Annotated in this window: 18 protein-coding genes; 15 read left to right on the forward strand and 3 right to left on the reverse strand. The window is 37.9% G+C overall.

What is annotated here, in order from left to right; genetic code table 11:
- The first annotated feature begins 18 nt into the window (after window positions 1-18).
- The 11 genes from K2F26_RS12190 (at window position 19) to K2F26_RS12240 (ending at window position 8,224) form a co-directional block, all read left to right on the forward strand.
- Window positions 19-1,134, forward strand: a complete 1,116-nt coding sequence (locus tag K2F26_RS12190) for a putative CRISPR-associated protein (protein ID WP_220611692.1) — start codon at window positions 19-21, stop codon at window positions 1,132-1,134.
- 34 nt (window positions 1,135-1,168) lie between these two features.
- A complete protein-coding gene (locus tag K2F26_RS12195; protein WP_220611693.1) occupies window positions 1,169-1,735 on the forward strand; it encodes a Uma2 family endonuclease in 567 nt (188 codons plus the stop codon).
- Between the two features lie 25 nt (window positions 1,736-1,760).
- Window positions 1,761-2,624, forward strand: a complete 864-nt coding sequence (gene csx7, locus K2F26_RS12200; RefSeq protein WP_220611694.1) for a type III CRISPR-associated RAMP protein Csx7 — start codon at window positions 1,761-1,763, stop codon at window positions 2,622-2,624.
- 126 nt (window positions 2,625-2,750) lie between these two features.
- Window positions 2,751-3,371 (forward strand): hypothetical protein, encoded by a 621-nt coding sequence (locus tag K2F26_RS12205; RefSeq protein WP_220611695.1) that lies wholly within the window; start codon window positions 2,751-2,753, stop codon window positions 3,369-3,371.
- Between the two features lie 27 nt (window positions 3,372-3,398).
- Entirely contained in the window at window positions 3,399-4,325 is a 927-nt protein-coding gene (locus tag K2F26_RS12210) for an RAMP superfamily CRISPR-associated protein (protein ID WP_220611696.1), read from the forward strand.
- A gap of 171 nt (window positions 4,326-4,496) precedes the next feature.
- On the forward strand, window positions 4,497-4,949 hold the full coding sequence (locus K2F26_RS12215) for a hypothetical protein (RefSeq protein WP_220611697.1): 453 nt from the start codon (window positions 4,497-4,499) through the stop codon (window positions 4,947-4,949).
- 8 nt (window positions 4,950-4,957) lie between these two features.
- Entirely contained in the window at window positions 4,958-5,992 is a 1,035-nt protein-coding gene (locus K2F26_RS12220) for an RAMP superfamily CRISPR-associated protein (protein WP_220611698.1), read from the forward strand.
- 2 nt (window positions 5,993-5,994) lie between these two features.
- Window positions 5,995-6,627 (forward strand): hypothetical protein, encoded by a 633-nt coding sequence (locus K2F26_RS12225; RefSeq protein ID WP_220611699.1) that lies wholly within the window; start codon window positions 5,995-5,997, stop codon window positions 6,625-6,627.
- Window positions 6,628-6,763: 136 nt separating this feature from the next.
- Complete coding sequence (locus tag K2F26_RS12230; RefSeq protein ID WP_367890330.1) at window positions 6,764-7,282, forward strand: type II toxin-antitoxin system RelE/ParE family toxin; 519 nt, start codon at window positions 6,764-6,766, stop codon at window positions 7,280-7,282.
- Window positions 7,279-7,584 carry an XRE family transcriptional regulator gene (locus tag K2F26_RS12235; protein ID WP_220611700.1) on the forward strand — a complete coding sequence of 102 codons (306 nt, stop codon included), beginning with the start codon at window positions 7,279-7,281 and terminating at the stop codon, window positions 7,582-7,584. The genes K2F26_RS12230 and K2F26_RS12235 overlap by 4 nt, the downstream gene beginning before the upstream one ends.
- 364 nt (window positions 7,585-7,948) lie before the next feature.
- Complete coding sequence (locus K2F26_RS12240) at window positions 7,949-8,224, forward strand: Calvin cycle protein CP12 (RefSeq protein WP_220611701.1); 276 nt, start codon at window positions 7,949-7,951, stop codon at window positions 8,222-8,224.
- Between the two features lie 392 nt (window positions 8,225-8,616).
- Here K2F26_RS12240 and K2F26_RS12245 read toward each other — a convergent pair whose 3' ends face one another.
- Together K2F26_RS12245 and K2F26_RS12250 are read right to left on the reverse strand one after the other, a co-directional pair.
- The gene (locus K2F26_RS12245) at window positions 8,617-9,573 is read right to left on the reverse strand and encodes a heme o synthase (protein ID WP_220611702.1); all 957 of its coding nucleotides are present in this window, start codon (window positions 9,571-9,573) and stop codon (window positions 8,617-8,619) included.
- A gap of 131 nt (window positions 9,574-9,704) precedes the next feature.
- Entirely contained in the window at window positions 9,705-10,628 is a 924-nt protein-coding gene (locus tag K2F26_RS12250) for a COX15/CtaA family protein (protein WP_194053546.1), read from the reverse strand.
- Window positions 10,629-10,711: 83 nt separating this feature from the next.
- Here K2F26_RS12250 and K2F26_RS12255 point away from each other — a divergent pair, with 83 nt between their 5' ends.
- The 4 genes from K2F26_RS12255 (at window position 10,712) to K2F26_RS12270 (ending at window position 14,880) form a co-directional block, all read left to right on the forward strand.
- Window positions 10,712-10,918, forward strand: coding sequence for a hypothetical protein (locus K2F26_RS12255; protein ID WP_220611703.1), 207 nt, complete (start codon window positions 10,712-10,714; stop codon window positions 10,916-10,918).
- A gap of 313 nt (window positions 10,919-11,231) precedes the next feature.
- Window positions 11,232-12,308: a cytochrome c oxidase subunit II gene (locus K2F26_RS12260; protein ID WP_220611704.1), complete on the forward strand. Its 1,077-nt coding sequence runs from the start codon at window positions 11,232-11,234 to the stop codon at window positions 12,306-12,308.
- A 128-nt stretch (window positions 12,309-12,436) separates the two neighbouring features.
- The gene (ctaD, locus tag K2F26_RS12265; protein ID WP_194053542.1) at window positions 12,437-14,131 is read left to right on the forward strand and encodes a cytochrome c oxidase subunit I; all 1,695 of its coding nucleotides are present in this window, start codon (window positions 12,437-12,439) and stop codon (window positions 14,129-14,131) included.
- Between the two features lie 131 nt (window positions 14,132-14,262).
- Window positions 14,263-14,880: a cytochrome c oxidase subunit 3 gene (locus K2F26_RS12270; RefSeq protein ID WP_220611705.1), complete on the forward strand. Its 618-nt coding sequence runs from the start codon at window positions 14,263-14,265 to the stop codon at window positions 14,878-14,880.
- Window positions 14,881-15,247: 367 nt separating this feature from the next.
- On the opposite strand, the gene K2F26_RS12275 is transcribed toward K2F26_RS12270, so the two are convergent.
- Window positions 15,248-15,547 carry a hypothetical protein gene (locus tag K2F26_RS12275; protein WP_220611706.1) on the reverse strand — a complete coding sequence of 100 codons (300 nt, stop codon included), beginning with the start codon at window positions 15,545-15,547 and terminating at the stop codon, window positions 15,248-15,250.
- Window positions 15,548-15,593: the final 46 nt, after the last annotated feature.

Genomic DNA, 15,593 nt, shown 5'->3' on the forward strand with positions numbered 1-15,593 from the left:
TTTAAGGTAAACACAAAAATGAGAAACACACTAATTTGCACTGTTGGCACAAGTCTATTTGGCAATATTAGAAATGCAGAAGAATCAATTAAGAAAGCATTTGAAACCAAAAATTGGAATCAATTAGCATTATTATTGCTTGAACAGGAAAATACAGCCCGTGTTTGTGGTGCAGAAATCAACTCTATTACCAGTATTTGCAATAGTAAATTACTTACATCTAGAATACGCTTAATTTTTCTAGTGTCAGATACAGAAGATGGTAAGAATACAGGTCAAGTATTGAAACTATATTATAATAACCAAAGAAATCCCTTAAAATTTGAAGATGTTGATTTTCGCGTACTTAAAGGATTACGTGATGATGATGTCAAAGCTTTTAAACAACAAGGGTTAAAAAACCTAGTTAAAGAAATTAGCACAGAGGTTAGAAATTTTTCTCCCGAAGTTATTGCTATTAATGCAACTGGTGGTTACAAAGCACAGATATCATTTGCAGGAATGATTGGACAAGCATTAGAAATTCCTGTTTATTACTTGTTTGAAAAATTTTCTGAAGTGATTGAGTTACCACCACAACCGATAGCTTTAGATTTAGCATTTTGGTTGAATAATTATCTTTTGTTTGCACAACTTGAAGATGAACAAATTATAGAAGAATCAAAACTAGAAGGTAATCTAGATAGTGAATACCTGTATTCACTCATTGATAAAGAACCTGAAGGAAATACTAATTTAGTTAGTCTTTCAGCAATGGGTGTTTTATTTAATGAACGTTCTCGATTACAATTTTCTAAACAAGAAACCACCGTTTTATCTCTAATTCCACGAGATGACACTGATCCTAGTCGTAAAATTATTAATTTAAGAGATGATCATGGAAAGGATATTCTTCAAGCATTTTCCGAAAAAGTTTGTCACTCTCCTTATGTCAAGAAAATTATCAATTCTCTACCTTTTAATCCCAAACTGACTAACCCTATTCGACGGACAACAGATAATGGAATTGTAGAGTTTGTATTAACTTGGACAGATGCAGGTTTAGGTATATGTATTGAAACAACAGGAAGAAATAAAGCAGAAACAAACACTATAGCTTTACATCTACAAAAACAATTTGCGGAAAATAATTAAACCATCTTTACTATATTCAACATTCCGTAAAACTATGACCTCCACTCCCATCTCCACCTTAATCTCCTTAACAGAGTTTCTGCAACTACCAGAAACAAAACCAGCGAGTGAATATATTGATGGTAACATCTACCAAAAACCCATGCCTAAAGGTAAACACAGCGCCATACAAACATATTTAGCACCTGCTATTAATCAAATTAGCACACCCAAAAAAATAGCTCGTGCATTTACAGAATTGCGTTGCACCTTTGCAGGTCGTTCTCTTGTTCCAGATATCAGTATTTTTAATTGGGAATTAATTCCCCTTGATGAGAATGGAGAAATTCAAAATGAATTTACAATTCCTCCTAATTGGACAATTGAAATTTTATCACCAGAACAAAGTTCAACCCGTGTAATTAACAATATTTTATTTTGCTTAAAACATGGTACTGAATTAGGCTGGCTGATTGATCCACAAGAACGGTTAATTATGACTTTCTTACCCCATCAACTACCAGAAATTAAACAAAATAGAGATATTTTACCTGTTTTAAATTCCTTAGCAGATTGGCAAATATCTGTTGATGATATATTTAGTTGTCTCCGTCTCAATTAATTAATTATAAGTGGTATAATCATTTATGTTCGACACATTCAAAAACCGCCTAGAAATCACCGGAAAACTCACAACAATCACCGCATTACGCATAAGTGCAGGACGTTCCACCGAACCCATCGGCACAGATTTACCCGTCATCAAAGACGCATTAGGACAACCATTAATACCCGGTTCTAGCTTCAAAGGTGCAATGCGATCGCGCTTAGAAAGTTTCCTCAGAGGAATAGATCCCAGTTTTGCAGAAGATCCCGCAGATTTCACAACTACAAATAGAAACAATGAGGTTAAAAATTTAAAAGAAAAATACAAAGATAATGACTTACAATTAACAAAAAATTTGTTAGAAAAGACAGATTTAATCTCTCGTCTCTTTGGTTCACCTTGGATAGCAAGTAAATTTCAAATAAGAGATTTAAACGTAGTACCTGACACCTGGTTTGGACAATATCAAGAAAGAGATGGAGTAGCAATTGATAGAGACACAGAAACCGCAGCAGATGGTAAACTCTATGATTTTCAAGTAGTACCAGCAAGTACAGAATTTCAATTTCATGCTATAATTGAAAACGCCGAAGAATGGGAATTAGGATTATTAATGATTGGGTTACACCAATTTGAAACCCAACAAATTCCCCTTGGTGGTGGACGTTCTCGCGGTTTGGGAGTTGTTAAACTAAATATAGATACAATGTGGTGGCTAGATGTTAACAACAATCCCGAAAAATTATTAACTTATTTAACAGAATTAGTTAATAGTAAAATAGGAGATAAATTACCTAGTTATCAAGACGCTAAAGATTTTAAAGATGCTTGGACTAAAGCACTCATCAAACATTTAAGGGAAAATATACCCAATTACCCACCCAAAACAGAAGTTACAAGTTAATAGTAAAATTCCGTTAAAACAGACTGAATCTATAAACAATAGTCGTCTTTAGACGACTTCCGCTATTAGCCTGAGAATTCATTCTCAGGCGGGATAGAAAACACACCAATTATTGAAGAGGTAAACATGGCTTTCAGTAATTATAAAACCATCGGTGAAGTCCTCAAAACTTTTCAAGTTACCTATACCGAAGCACATTTTATCAGCGAAATTGCTTTTAATATTTCTAACTACTTCCGTGAAGACTTAGAACTGATGATGCGGGATGCTGTTGTTGATAATTCAGAATTTGCTATCTGTGAAAATCTCATTTATCCCGTTATCAAAGAAGTTTGGAAAATCTACCGTCAACATTTTATTTTATGGAGTCATCAATCGTTAAATTATGATGAAAAATTATCAGGTTTCCCTGAATATATTTTAGCTAAACGTTCACCTTTAGGTAAAGTTGTCTTTGACCAACCCTATTTTATTTTGGTTGAAGCAAAACAAGATAACTTTGAAACAGGTTGGGCGCAATGTTTAGCAGAAATGATTGCTGCTCAAAGATTAAATGGTGAATATAAAATCATTATTTTTGGTATTGTTTCTAATGGTGTAACATGGCAATTTGGAAAATTAGAAGGTGAACAATTTACCAGAAATAGCACTTACTACACCATTCAAGATTTAGATAAATTATTTAGGGCTGTAAATTTCATTTTTAAACAATGTGAAATACAGTTAAATAATTTAGTTGCTGCTTAATTTCTATTTACCATCAATTTAAAAGATATGCACAAAAAACTCGTCAATCACTGCACCATAGATTTAACCATCATTCCCAATGGTCCAATTTTGATAAAATCGGGTAAAGAAGGAGCAGATCCCACAAAACCAGACATGGAATTTGTGGAAACCTATCACGCTGGAGGACGTACAATATATTTACCGGGAAGCAGTTTAAAAGGTGCTATTCGCGCTCATGCTGAACGTATTGTCAGAACAGTAGGAGGTGATAATAATACCCAAAAACTTTGGGCAAGTGATCCAATGAAAGGTGATTATTTACCTAAAAACTTATCAAGTCATGAAATATATAAACAATCATCATTTACAGATCAAATGTTTGGTAATACTTCTATTGCCAGTAGAATCAGAATAGAAGATGGTTATCCAGAAAAATCAAAACCATTAAAAACAGAAGAAAGAAACGGTGTAGCAATAGATAGAGTATTTGGTTCTGTCGCTGTCGGACCATTCAATTATCAAGTTTGTACTGCGGGAGAATTTAAAACCAAATTACATTTAAAAAACTTCACCTTAGCACAATTAGGTTTAATAGGTTTAGTATTGCGTGATTTAAACGATGGTTGGTTTGGTTTAGGTTTTGCTAAATCTCGCGGTTTAGGAACTGTAAAAATCAAACTAAATAAAGCCGTTGTTGAATATCCTGGTTGTGTTTTATCAGAAGATAAACAAGAAATCTGCGCTTTCGGTACTAACAAAAAATGGCGAAACACTTTTTTATTAGGTGTAGGTGAATTTTTAACCGAAAATGATGCAAAATCTTATAATTTTCCATTAGAAGATAGTCAAGATACACCAGTAGCAGCACAATTGATGGATTTAGATTTTGGTGTAAAATTAACTTGGCAAGAGGGAAATGTTCATGATTTATTTTCCCGCAGTGTTAAGTCTTGGAGTCAAGTATTAGTTTAGACGGGTATTTTCAGAAGACTATATGAGACAAATAAGCCTTAAAAACCTAACCCCCCTACCCCCCTTCCCTACAAGGGAATGGGGATTATAAAGCCTCTCTCCTTGCAGGAGAGAGGTTTGGAGAGAGGTTTTTTATAATGAATGACTTGACAAGTATCTGGTAGGTGCAAAATGACAGCTTTTGTAGGATATAAAGAACATCCTTTATCAGTTTCAGATTTATTAGAATTAATCAATAAATCACTCACAGATCATACCTATTATTTTCTACGTTGGACTCATAGAGTCAGTGGAATTAATAAATTGGAGAAAAACTCAATTAGTGATCAATTTCAATTTCCTATGTTAGAAGGACAAATATTTAATGATCAATTTGAACTAAGATGGAAATACAAAAAAGATAATACTTATGAAGTTTTACTTTTAAGTATTAATGGGGCAAATTCAGAATTTAAACCATTAGAAAAAAAATGGCAAATAGAAGAAAGAAATTCGTATTTTTATCCATCTACAGAAACCCGCTTTCCCAAAGGTTTTAATTATCCCAAACATCTAGAAATAAAACAACGTTATTTTCAGGATAAAACAACCGCAACTGTACATTTTGTAGCACTCACATTATAATCATAAACATGACTTACCAACCACCGAAAAAACCAATTTCTAAACGTGCATCTGATTCAGAAAATCCCAAACCTTATGATTTTGTATCTTTTCCCAAAGAAAGACCTAATTTACAGCGTCCCTATGGACATCATAAATATGATTCAAATAGGTTACACGGTACACTTTACCTGACTTTAAAAGTGCAAACACCCCTTCATGTTTCCACTGGTGCTGTAGTTTTGGGTAGCGATATTGGGACAAAAATTTCCCTAATTAAAACAATGGTGCAAGGAGTTGATAATAAATTATCAATTCAAGGTAGTTCTTTAAAAGGTTGCATTCGTTCTGTATATGAAGCAATTACTAATAGCACCTTAGCCGTAATTACATCTAGATATAAAGATAAAATTCCTCCAGAACGTTTACCTTGTAAAAATAAAGAAAAACTTTGTCCTGCTAGTCGGGTATTTGGTGCATTAGATTGGCAGGGTTTGATAGAATTTAATGATGCTAACTGTGAAACAGTCAATTTCTCCACAGGATTTATGCCTTCTTTATATCGTCCTCGTCCAGACCAAAGTAAGGCATACTTTATTAATGGTAAAGTTGCTGGAAGGAAGTTTTATTTTAATACTTCTAAAGCGATTGATAAAGGACAAAAAGAAGGAATTTCTGTACAACAAGCAGGAAGAGAATATACATTTAAAACAGAAATACAATTTAAAAATTTACTTCCTGAAGAATTAGGAACATTATTAATTGTTTTAGGACAAGACAAGAAATATCCCATTGCTTTAAAAGTAGGAGGTGGTAAACCTATTGGAATGGGAACAATGACAGTAAATGTAGATAAAATCAATCAACCGCAAAATCTAAAACAGCGTTATTCAACTTATGAAATAAGTGAAGATGACGAATTAAATGGAGCTAAATTAGTGCAATTTATCCAGAAATATATTCAAATTGCACATTCACGCTTGATTCAAAAACAGCAACTAGAAGAACTAGCAGCTATTTTACGTTATCCCAGTGATAGATTACCACCAGAAGGAATGTATTAATTATGAGTTTAACAGATGGACAATGGGAAATTGCTCATGCGATCGCACAAACTTTAGTCCAAGAAGATACAGATGTCAACGAAGTAGGTAAAATCCTTGCATATCTGCGGACAATAATTGATAAATCTGATGCTACATCCCGATTTTTAACCTACCTCAAAACCTTAGTTAAAGACGGTAAACAAATTAGCCATAGTAAAGAAACTCCCAGATATTACCGCAATATAGAAATTACCTGTAGTCAATATTTCAAAAATAACAGTGATGCTCAAACTATTCTGCAAATTTTAGGTTGGGTATCTCGCTTAATGCGATATTACAAAGATGCAGGTATTCCCGTGGGGGATATTAAAGTACCTGCTGTGCAAATTGCAAAATCAATAGTTGAAGATAAATTCAAAACTGGTGAAATTGTAGAAGCGACAGTAATAAAAATTGATAAACAGAACGTTCAATCTGGTAAAAAGACTAAATTAAGAACCATAATAACTTATCAAATTGAAGGTTCTGATTGTCAACCAGATGAGGAAGTGAATAAACAAGAAGTTAATCTGTCTATAGGTGATGTAGTAACAGTAAAAATTGAAAAATGTCAAGGATCATGTATCAGAAAAGTAAAAAGAGTTATAGAATAAAGATTTAGATAATAAAGGATATTTACTAAACGAGAATCCTTTTTTTTACACTATTTTGGGTAAAGGTTGTAACATAGAATCTATACCCAAAATTTCGCTTTTTGGTGTATGTATTCTACTAATCCAGTAAAAATGTATGTACAAGTTTAACCAATTTATATTACTAGGCTCAACGCCTCCAACATTCGCTAAAGCAACTGAACAAACTTTTCAAACAACACACAGCATAGCGACTGAATCAACTTTTCAACCAGCAGACAGCACGACGTTTTTAGAGAATAGGATACAGAAAAACATGACATACCCAGTAGAGTATATAAATGAGTTTGGGGAATGGTATGAAGAACTGGATGAAGGTACTCAAGACTCCATAGATGCAGTAGTAGAGTTACTTGAAGAAAGAGGACCAAATCTTGGCGCTCCATACAGTTCTGCTATTAACGGTTCTCGTCATCAACATATGCGAGAACTTCGTATACAGCATAAAGGACAACCATACCGAATTTTGTATGCTTTTGATCCTCGTAGAACTGCAATACTACTTCTAGGTGGTAACAAAACAGGTAACGACCGTTGGTATGTAGAGAATATACGAAAAGCTGACAAGCTCTATGACGAATACATACAAGAGCTTGAAGATGAAGGATTAATATGAAGACAAAACCTTTCAGCGAATTACGCAAACAAATGACACCTGAACGCCGAGCAAAAAATAAAACTCGCGCCAAACTGATGTCACTCCATCTTACCCTCTTAGAACTACAAGAATCTCTAGGACTGAAACCAGAGGAAATAGAAGCAGAGTTCAACAATTTTGAAGCTACTATTGCTGAATTAGAGAACCAAGAGGATATTCAAATCTCAACTCTTTCTCGTTATATCAAAGCTCTTGGTGGTAATCTCAAAATAGTGGCTCATTTTCCCAATGAAGAAATTACTCTCGCTCAATTTGAGTAATGAATTAATTAACAATAATTAGTCTAACTGATGGCTTGACTTTTATATAAAGTCAGGCTATTATTATCTAACACTAGAGAGTTTAAGTTTTCCCCCGCAAGGGGATTGAAACACGCCTCTAGTATGGTGATTGAACAGTTGTTTCAGTTCTCACCACTTCCCCGCAAGGGGATTAAATCTCAACCACAAAAACAGTATAGTAATTAACTAAAAAATTCTATTTAAATTGTTAACATTAATCAGAGTTGAGCCAATACTGCTTGATGAAGTTTTCAGAGGATATCACCATCAGGATCAGAATTAATTGATATCCCTTATTACCCCCATATCAATCTTTATCTCACTCAAAAAAGGTGAAAGTATTATGACAACCTTCAACGGAGTTAACGCTGCAAACAACTCCGAAAAAAATCAACAAAAAACCATTGAACAAGCAATACTAGACGCTATTGCCGAAGCCAGAGAAGTTTGTGATCAAAATGGTATTAATTCCCCTAACTGTGCAGTAGCTTGGGATATAGTCGAAGAATTGCAAGCAGAAAAAGCCCATCAACAACAAGCAAAACATCGTCAAACATCCCTAGAAAGTTACTGTGAAATGTATCCAGATGCTCTAGAGTGTTTAATGTACGATTTGTAAAAATTGGTGATTGGTGATTGGTGACTGGTGACTGGTGACTGGGTACAATAAATATTTCTCGTTATTTCTCGTTCCCATACTCTGTATGGGAATGAATTATTAAAGGCTCTGCCTGGAGTAAAATTAGAGTCAGAGACTCTATGATAGCATTCCTAGAACGTCTTGTAGGGGCGAAGCATTCGGGTGATAACCTATCGCTGAAACCATTGATATTCTGTCCGAATGCTTCGCCCTTACGATTAATGAATCGGTGTTCTAGTCAGAGACTAGGAATGAGTAATTGGTAATTAGGTTATCCATCTTCCCAGTCCCCAGTCACCTAAAAAAAGCGATCGCACCCCCAAAACCCAGGAATGCGATCGCTTTTTCGTTGCATTATTGTTGTAAATTTCTTAACCAAGCAAATGCAACTGACTAAGAATTGTACTCACAAGATGATGAGTAATTGGTAAACTATCCACCACCATCCCTAAACACAGCAACATCATGTAAGAAATGGAATACAAAAACAACTCCCTAGCAACAGTTTTATCCTCTGGGTTTTGTAACAACCGCCAAGACTTATGGACAAATACCCCACCCAAAGTCAAAGCAATTACCACATATACAATACCACTAGCGTGTAAAGGATAAAACAGTAATACTGTAGCAGTTACAGTAATTACCGTGTAAAACCAAATTTGTCGCACCGTGGCTTTATCACCAGCAACTACTGGTAACATCGGAATCCCCACCTTTGCATAATCATCCCGAATCATCAACGCCAAAGCCCAGAAATGAGGGGGAGTCCATAAAAAGACAATAGCAAAAATTAACCAAGCAGCCCAACTTAAAGTATCAGTAACCGCAGCCCAACCGACCAAAGCCGGAATCGCACCCGCAGCACCACCAATCACAATATTTTGGGTACTGTGACGTTTTAGCCAATGGGTATAGACCAAGACATAAAAAACGATACCAGAAAATGCTAAAAGTGCAGCCAAGAGATTGGCGAAAACAGCCAAGAGAGTAAAAGAACCCACAGCCATAGCGATCGCAAAAATCAACGCATCACGAGGCTGCACCCTACCAGAAGGCATAGGACGATGGCGCGTCCTTTCCATGTCATAATCTATATCGCGGTCATAGATACAATTAATTGTTTGGGCGCTGGCAGCAGCCAAAGTACCACCAAGCAGCGTTACTAACAATAGCCAAGGATCAACTTGCCCTTTAGCAGCAATCCACATACTACCAGCCGTTGTAATCAAAAGCAACGGAATAATCCGGGGCTTAGTTAGCTGATAATAACTTTGAATCACCTGAAAAAATGAATCATGGTGGCGACGAGAGACATTAGTCTCAATCATGTTAGCTCTCTCTCTTTGCTTAAATTTGTTAATAACTGAGGGAATAGGTGACAGGTAACAGTAAAGAGGTAGGGGAAGCAGGGTAGGGAGATTAATAACCCAATGCCCAATGCCCCATGCCCCATTACCCATTACCCATTAGCATGACTAACCGTGCTGTCACGCAAAGCTAAAACCGTAAATACCACCAAAGTACCCAACAAAGTAGCACCGACAGCTTGGTGAGTTACGGTGAGAGGTTCGACTTGTAGATGTAACCGGAAGGTGGCAACACCTAACAGCAGTTGTAAAATCAATAACCCACCTGCCATATTTGCCAATTTTCGTAAAGCAGGATGTAAAGCAGGTGTACGCCAGGAAATTAAGACAACAGCTAAAATTGCTAACGTTGGTGGTACTAAACCAAAAATGTGGCTATACATCACACCACAAAGTTGATCCCCGACAAAACATTGATGCAAAGCCCAGCGAGAACCTACCAAAGCGCCAAGTAAACTTTGCAGATAAACCAAAACCGCAGCAACCAAACCCACCCAAGGCAGTTTTCCTACAGTTCCCGTACCTTGATAAGGGCTAAGTGCCGTACCAATGACTAAAAGGGTAGTGAAAAATAATAACGCCGTTCCCAAATGGGCAGTCACAATATCAAACCGCAACAATTCGGTAACGGTAAGTCCTCCTAAAATTCCTTGGAAGACAATTAAAAACAAAGCAAAAGTTGCAGCCCAAGGCAACCAGTGAGGTAAAACCCGACGATGCCACCAGGATAAACCAGCTAAGGCGATCGCGCTAAAACCAATCAAAGCTGCATCTAATCTGTGAAACCACTCCAAGAAAACCTGGAGATTCATTTGTTTAGCCGGCACTAATTCCCCATAACACAAAGGCCAGTCTGGACAAGCAAGACCAGCATTCATCACGCGGGTGGCACTGCCTATAGCCATCAAAATTAAAGTAGCTATGCAAATTTTCCACACCAAGCGACGAATCACTTCCTTGGGGCTGTTTTGTGGTGCGGCCGCTTCATTTTGTTGTTCTAGGACAAATTCGTTCATCAAAGATACCTTATCACCGCTTGAGGTAGAAGCTATTTAAAATAGTCTGTTGACCTAAATTGCGTGAGTTGAACCGTTGGGAAATGGAGATGTGGAGAGATGGGGAGGCAGGGGAAGAAGAAGCAGGGGGCAGGGTGCAGGGTGCAGGGGGGAGAATATTAACTTTTGCTTTTTGCTTTTTACTTTCTGTCACCAGTCACCAGTCACCAGTCCTCAGTCCCCAGTCCCCAGTCCCCAGTCACCAGTCACCTATCTCCACCCTAACTTATGAACTAGGGTTGAAAAATTGACGTTACCTTATACTTTGAATCACCAACACAACTTTTCGCTGTAAGATTTAGGCATTTTTTAAGATAGCAATAATTAATTGTTGACATTTATTTAAATTTCACTGGAAATTTTCTAAAATTTTCCTTAAATTTGGCTTTTAATTATCATTTATTCTTGACAACATGACTATGGATACCTTTACTCAAGATTAGCGACATAGTTAAAAAATTTAATAAAAATTTCAGACATTGAGAGTCAAGATACCCAACCCTGCACTACCTTAGTAAGTGAGTTACTGTGAAATCAACGTAGTTAATTCCATTAAGTTAAGCCGTGAAAATTCCAAGTTCGATCTGGACACTAATCATAGGCATCGTGCTAACCCTGGTCAGTCTTTGGTACGGTCAAAATCACGGGCTGTTACCCGCAGCCGCAGCAGATGAAGCCGTATTGATAGATGGTCTATTTAGTGCGATGTTGACCGTCTCTATAGGAATATTTCTCATAGTTGAAGGCGTTTTACTCTACTCTGTCTTAAAATACCGTCGCCGTCCAGGTGACAACGAAGATGGTCCACCAATTGAAGGTAATGTACCTTTAGAAATACTCTGGACAGCGATCCCAGCAATTATCGTTATTGGTATTTCCGTTTACAGCTTTGATGTGTACAACCAAATTGGTGGATTAAATCCCCATTCAGTCCATGAAGCACCAATCATGGAAGAATCAATGTCCATGGCGGGAACTGCTATTGCAGCCACTTTAAGCGATACACCTGGCAGCACAAAACCAAATCTGAATCAAGAAAAATTTGACGCTGCTATGGAAGATCCAGCCACCGCAGCAGTTCGTAATACAGAAATTCCCCAAATGCAAAATGCTCCTGGTGTGGGTAGTGTCGCTCCCACCTTGGGCGCAAGTCGGGAAAAAGAAGGACAAGCGCCGCAGTTAGTTGTTAACGTCTCTGCCTTACAATATGCTTGGTTGTTCACCTACCCAGATACAGAGGTGACAGTGGGAGAACTTCATGTTCCCATTGGCCAAGAAGTAGAACTGAACATGAGCGCCAACGATGTCATTCATGCTTTTTGGGTGCCAGAATTTCGCCTCAAACAAGATGTGATCCCCGGTAGACAAACAGAAGTTCGTTTTACACCCAGAAAAGAAGGTACTTATACTGTAGTGTGTGCGGAACTCTGTGGACCATACCACGGCGCAATGCAAACTCAAGTAATAGTAGAGTCCCAAGCAGCTTTTGATAGTTGGATGCAAGAACAGCTAGTAGCCAGTAAAGACAACTTAAATCAAGCTGTGGCCATGAACCCAGCAGATATGTCAGTAGATGAATTTCTCGCCCCCTATATCCAGGAAATGGGTATTCACTCGGAAATGCTACATCAAGTTCACTAACAAGACTTACGCAGAAGTTACGGAAGAATGAACCACTAAGGACACGAAGGTAAGAGGTTTTGAGAAGTTTTTTCTGTAAGTTCTGTAAATCCAAAATCTAAAATCTAAAATCTAAAATCCAAAATCGAATGACCCAAGCACAATTACAAGAAACTACCAATATTTCTCACCTCCAGGAAGAACCAGGGGTAAGAAAGTGGTGGGAATTTTTCACCTTTAATACCGACCATAAAGTAATCGGCATTCAATATCTGGTTACATCCTTTATTTTTTACTGCATTGGCGGAGTAATGGCTGATTTGGTGCGGACAGAATTACGCACCCCAGAGGTGGATTTTGTCACCCCGGAAGTTTATAACAGCTTGTTTACACTCCACGCCACGATCATGATCTTTTTATGGATCGTGCCAGCAGGGGCGGGTTTTGCTAACTATCTCATCCCGCTGATGATCGGGGCTAGGGATATGGCTTTTCCCCGTTTAAATGCGGTGGCTTTTTGGATGATCCCCCCAGCCGGTCTATTACTGATCGCTAGTTTGGTTGTGGGTGATGCCCCAGATGCCGGTTGGACTTCTTACCCTCCCCTGAGTTTGGTAACAGGCCAAGTAGGTGAAGCGATCTGGATCATTAGCGTCCTGTTATTGGGTACATCGTCAATTTTGGGGGCAATTAATTTTATTGTCACCCTCTTAAAAATGCGTGTTCCCAGTATGGGAGTCCATCAAATGCCCTTGTTTTGTTGGGCAATGTTGGCAACTTCGGCTTTAGTATTGCTATCTACACCAGTTCTCGCCGGGGCTTTAATTCTTCTGTCTTTTGACTTATTAGCAGGGACTACATTTTTTAATCCCACTGGGGGCGGTGATCCGGTAGTTTACCAGCATATGTTCTGGTTTTACTCTCACCCGGCGGTGTATATCATGATTTTGCCTTTCTTTGGGGCAATTTCTGAGATTATCCCTGTACATTCCCGGAAACCGATATTTGGTTATAAGGCGATCGCCTATTCTTCTTTGGCTATCAGCTTTTTAGGTTTAATCGTCTGGGCGCACCATATGTTTACCAGTGGTATTCCTGGCTGGTTACGGATGTTCTTTATGATCACTACCATGATCATCGCTGTACCCACAGGGATCAAAATCTTTAGCTGGTTGGCAACAATGTGGGGAGGCAAAATTGAACTCAATACCCCCATGTTATTTGCAATGGGTTTTGTCGGTACTTTCGTCATGGGTGGTGTCAGTGGTGTGATGTTGGCATCAGTCCCCTTTGATATTCACGTTCACGATACCTATTTTGTCGTTGCCCATCTGCATTATGTCCTGTTCGGTGGTAGTGTGTTAGGCATTTTCTCCGCTATCTATCACTGGTTTCCGAAAATGACAGGGCGGATGATGAACGAATTTTGGGGTAAGGTTCATTTTGCCTTAACCATTGTGGGTTTAAATATGTCTTTCTTACCCATGCACAAACTAGGAATGATGGGTATGAATCGCCGTGTTGCCCAATATGACCCGAAATTTACCACTTTGAATGAAATCTGCACCTATGGAGCTTATATTCTCGCCATTTCCACATTACCCTTTATTATCAATGCGGTATGGAGTTGGTTCTATGGTGAAAAAGCACCTAATAACCCTTGGCGCGGACTTACCCTAGAGTGGATGACGACTTCACCACCGGCAATTGAGAATTTTGAGAAACTGCCGGTTTTAACTACAGGTCCTTACGACTACGGCGTGAAACACAAAAATGTTGATGTCAGTAAAGTATTAAGTGCTAAACCAGACGAACCCTATCCCACCATTGAGTCTGGCGTGTAAATTCGGTAATGGGTGATTGGTGATTGGTGATTGTTTAATAAATTTGATGTTTACCCATTCCCAATTCCCAATTCCCCATTCCCAATTACCCATTACCAATTACCAATTACCAATTACCAAATAAAAAATTCATGCAAAGTCAAATAGCTAACACTACGATCATTGAACAAAATCGTCATGAGGCTGTAGATGCCCATCATGAAGCACATCCAGATCATCGTTTGTTTGGTTTGGTCGTGTTTCTGATTGCTGAAGGTATGATTTTTATGGGTATGTTCGGAGCTTATTTAGCTTTCCGTTCTACCTTACCTGTCTGGCCACCGGAAGGTACACCAGAGTTAGAACTGTTGTTACCTGGTGTGAATACTATAATTTTGATTGCCAGTAGTTTTGTCATGCACAATGCTGATACTGCCATCAAAAAAAATGATGCTAAGGGAATGCGTACTTGGTTAGCTATTACTGCGCTAATGGGTACAATTTTCTTGGTAGGCCAGGTTTATGAATATACCCATCTGGAATTTGGTTTAACTACCAATCTTTTTGCTAGTGCGTTTTATGTTCTCACCGGTTTTCACGGTTTGCACGTTACCATCGGAGTTTTAGCGATTTTGGCGGTTTTGTGGCGATCGCGTACTCCCGGACACTATAGCAATGAACATCATTTCGGGATAGAAGCCGCTGAATTATACTGGCACTTTGTGGACGTAATCTGGATCATTTTGTTCGGATTACTCTATTTATTGTAGGTATTTATTTTGTGGTTATTCACTCCACTTGACTTCCAGTCCCCCATCCAGGGGGTTTTTTTATCAATTGATAATTGACAATGGAAAATTGACAATGGAAAATTGACAAGGAAATAAATCTCTTACCTCCCCTGCTTGCTTCATTGCTCACAATTATCTCTCTCTTCTGCATTAATCCATAATTATCAATTATCAATTATCAATTTTCAATTATTTTGACGTGGAAAGTGAAAAAGCGACAGTTGCCAAAAATGCTAAGGTCAGTCCAGAGGAAATAAATCTCTTACCTCCCCTGCTTGCTTCATTGCTCACAATTATCTCTCTCTTCTGCATTAATCCATAATTATCAATTATCAATTATCAATTTTCAATTATTTTGACGTGGTTTTTTTTTGGAAACTGTAATGATTGGTAATGGTGGAGTAGAAGGTTGAGGTGGTAAATAATGTTGCACTACAGTTTCCTCTGGCATGGGGGGTTGCTGCTGCATCCGCCATAATTTCAAGGCTAAAGCTACTCCTGTTGTTCCTAAACCAAAGGTGAATAATGACCAGCTATCATCTAAACCACCAATCAGTGCATCTACTATACCCATTGTAACTAATACACTAATGATAGGTTCTTTCCGGTAGGCTGACTTCAAAAAACGAGGTAATATAGCGTTCATCACAGCTTACTTTCCGCTAACTTTTCTTGTAAATTGTTCCACAATA

Origin of the sequence: Sphaerospermopsis torques-reginae ITEP-024 (assembly GCF_019598945.1) — a bacterium.
Taxonomy (GTDB): domain Bacteria; phylum Cyanobacteriota; class Cyanobacteriia; order Cyanobacteriales; family Nostocaceae; genus Sphaerospermopsis.

Excerpts from the sequence above, each read along its gene's own strand:
- K2F26_RS12190 (WP_220611692.1), top strand. The coding sequence starts at position 19 with ATGAGAAACACACTAATTTGCACTGTTGGCACAAGTCTATTTGGCAAT.
- K2F26_RS12195 (WP_220611693.1), top strand. The coding sequence starts at position 1,169 with ATGACCTCCACTCCCATCTCCACCTTAATCTCCTTAACAGAGTTTCTG.
- csx7 (WP_220611694.1), top strand. The coding sequence starts at position 1,761 with ATGTTCGACACATTCAAAAACCGCCTAGAAATCACCGGAAAACTCACA.
- K2F26_RS12205 (WP_220611695.1), top strand. The coding sequence starts at position 2,751 with ATGGCTTTCAGTAATTATAAAACCATCGGTGAAGTCCTCAAAACTTTT.
- K2F26_RS12210 (WP_220611696.1), top strand. The coding sequence starts at position 3,399 with ATGCACAAAAAACTCGTCAATCACTGCACCATAGATTTAACCATCATT.
- K2F26_RS12215 (WP_220611697.1), top strand. The coding sequence starts at position 4,497 with ATGACAGCTTTTGTAGGATATAAAGAACATCCTTTATCAGTTTCAGAT.
- K2F26_RS12220 (WP_220611698.1), top strand. The coding sequence starts at position 4,958 with ATGACTTACCAACCACCGAAAAAACCAATTTCTAAACGTGCATCTGAT.
- K2F26_RS12225 (WP_220611699.1), top strand. The coding sequence starts at position 5,995 with ATGAGTTTAACAGATGGACAATGGGAAATTGCTCATGCGATCGCACAA.
- K2F26_RS12230 (WP_367890330.1), top strand. The coding sequence starts at position 6,764 with ATGTACAAGTTTAACCAATTTATATTACTAGGCTCAACGCCTCCAACA.
- K2F26_RS12235 (WP_220611700.1), top strand. The coding sequence starts at position 7,279 with ATGAAGACAAAACCTTTCAGCGAATTACGCAAACAAATGACACCTGAA.
- K2F26_RS12240 (WP_220611701.1), top strand. The coding sequence starts at position 7,949 with ATGACAACCTTCAACGGAGTTAACGCTGCAAACAACTCCGAAAAAAAT.
- K2F26_RS12245 (WP_220611702.1), bottom strand. The coding sequence starts at position 9,573 with ATGATTGAGACTAATGTCTCTCGTCGCCACCATGATTCATTTTTTCAG.
- K2F26_RS12250 (WP_194053546.1), bottom strand. The coding sequence starts at position 10,628 with ATGAACGAATTTGTCCTAGAACAACAAAATGAAGCGGCCGCACCACAA.
- K2F26_RS12255 (WP_220611703.1), top strand. The coding sequence starts at position 10,712 with ATGGAGATGTGGAGAGATGGGGAGGCAGGGGAAGAAGAAGCAGGGGGC.
- ctaD (WP_194053542.1), top strand. The coding sequence starts at position 12,437 with ATGACCCAAGCACAATTACAAGAAACTACCAATATTTCTCACCTCCAG.
- K2F26_RS12270 (WP_220611705.1), top strand. The coding sequence starts at position 14,263 with ATGCAAAGTCAAATAGCTAACACTACGATCATTGAACAAAATCGTCAT.
- K2F26_RS12275 (WP_220611706.1), bottom strand. The coding sequence starts at position 15,547 with ATGAACGCTATATTACCTCGTTTTTTGAAGTCAGCCTACCGGAAAGAA.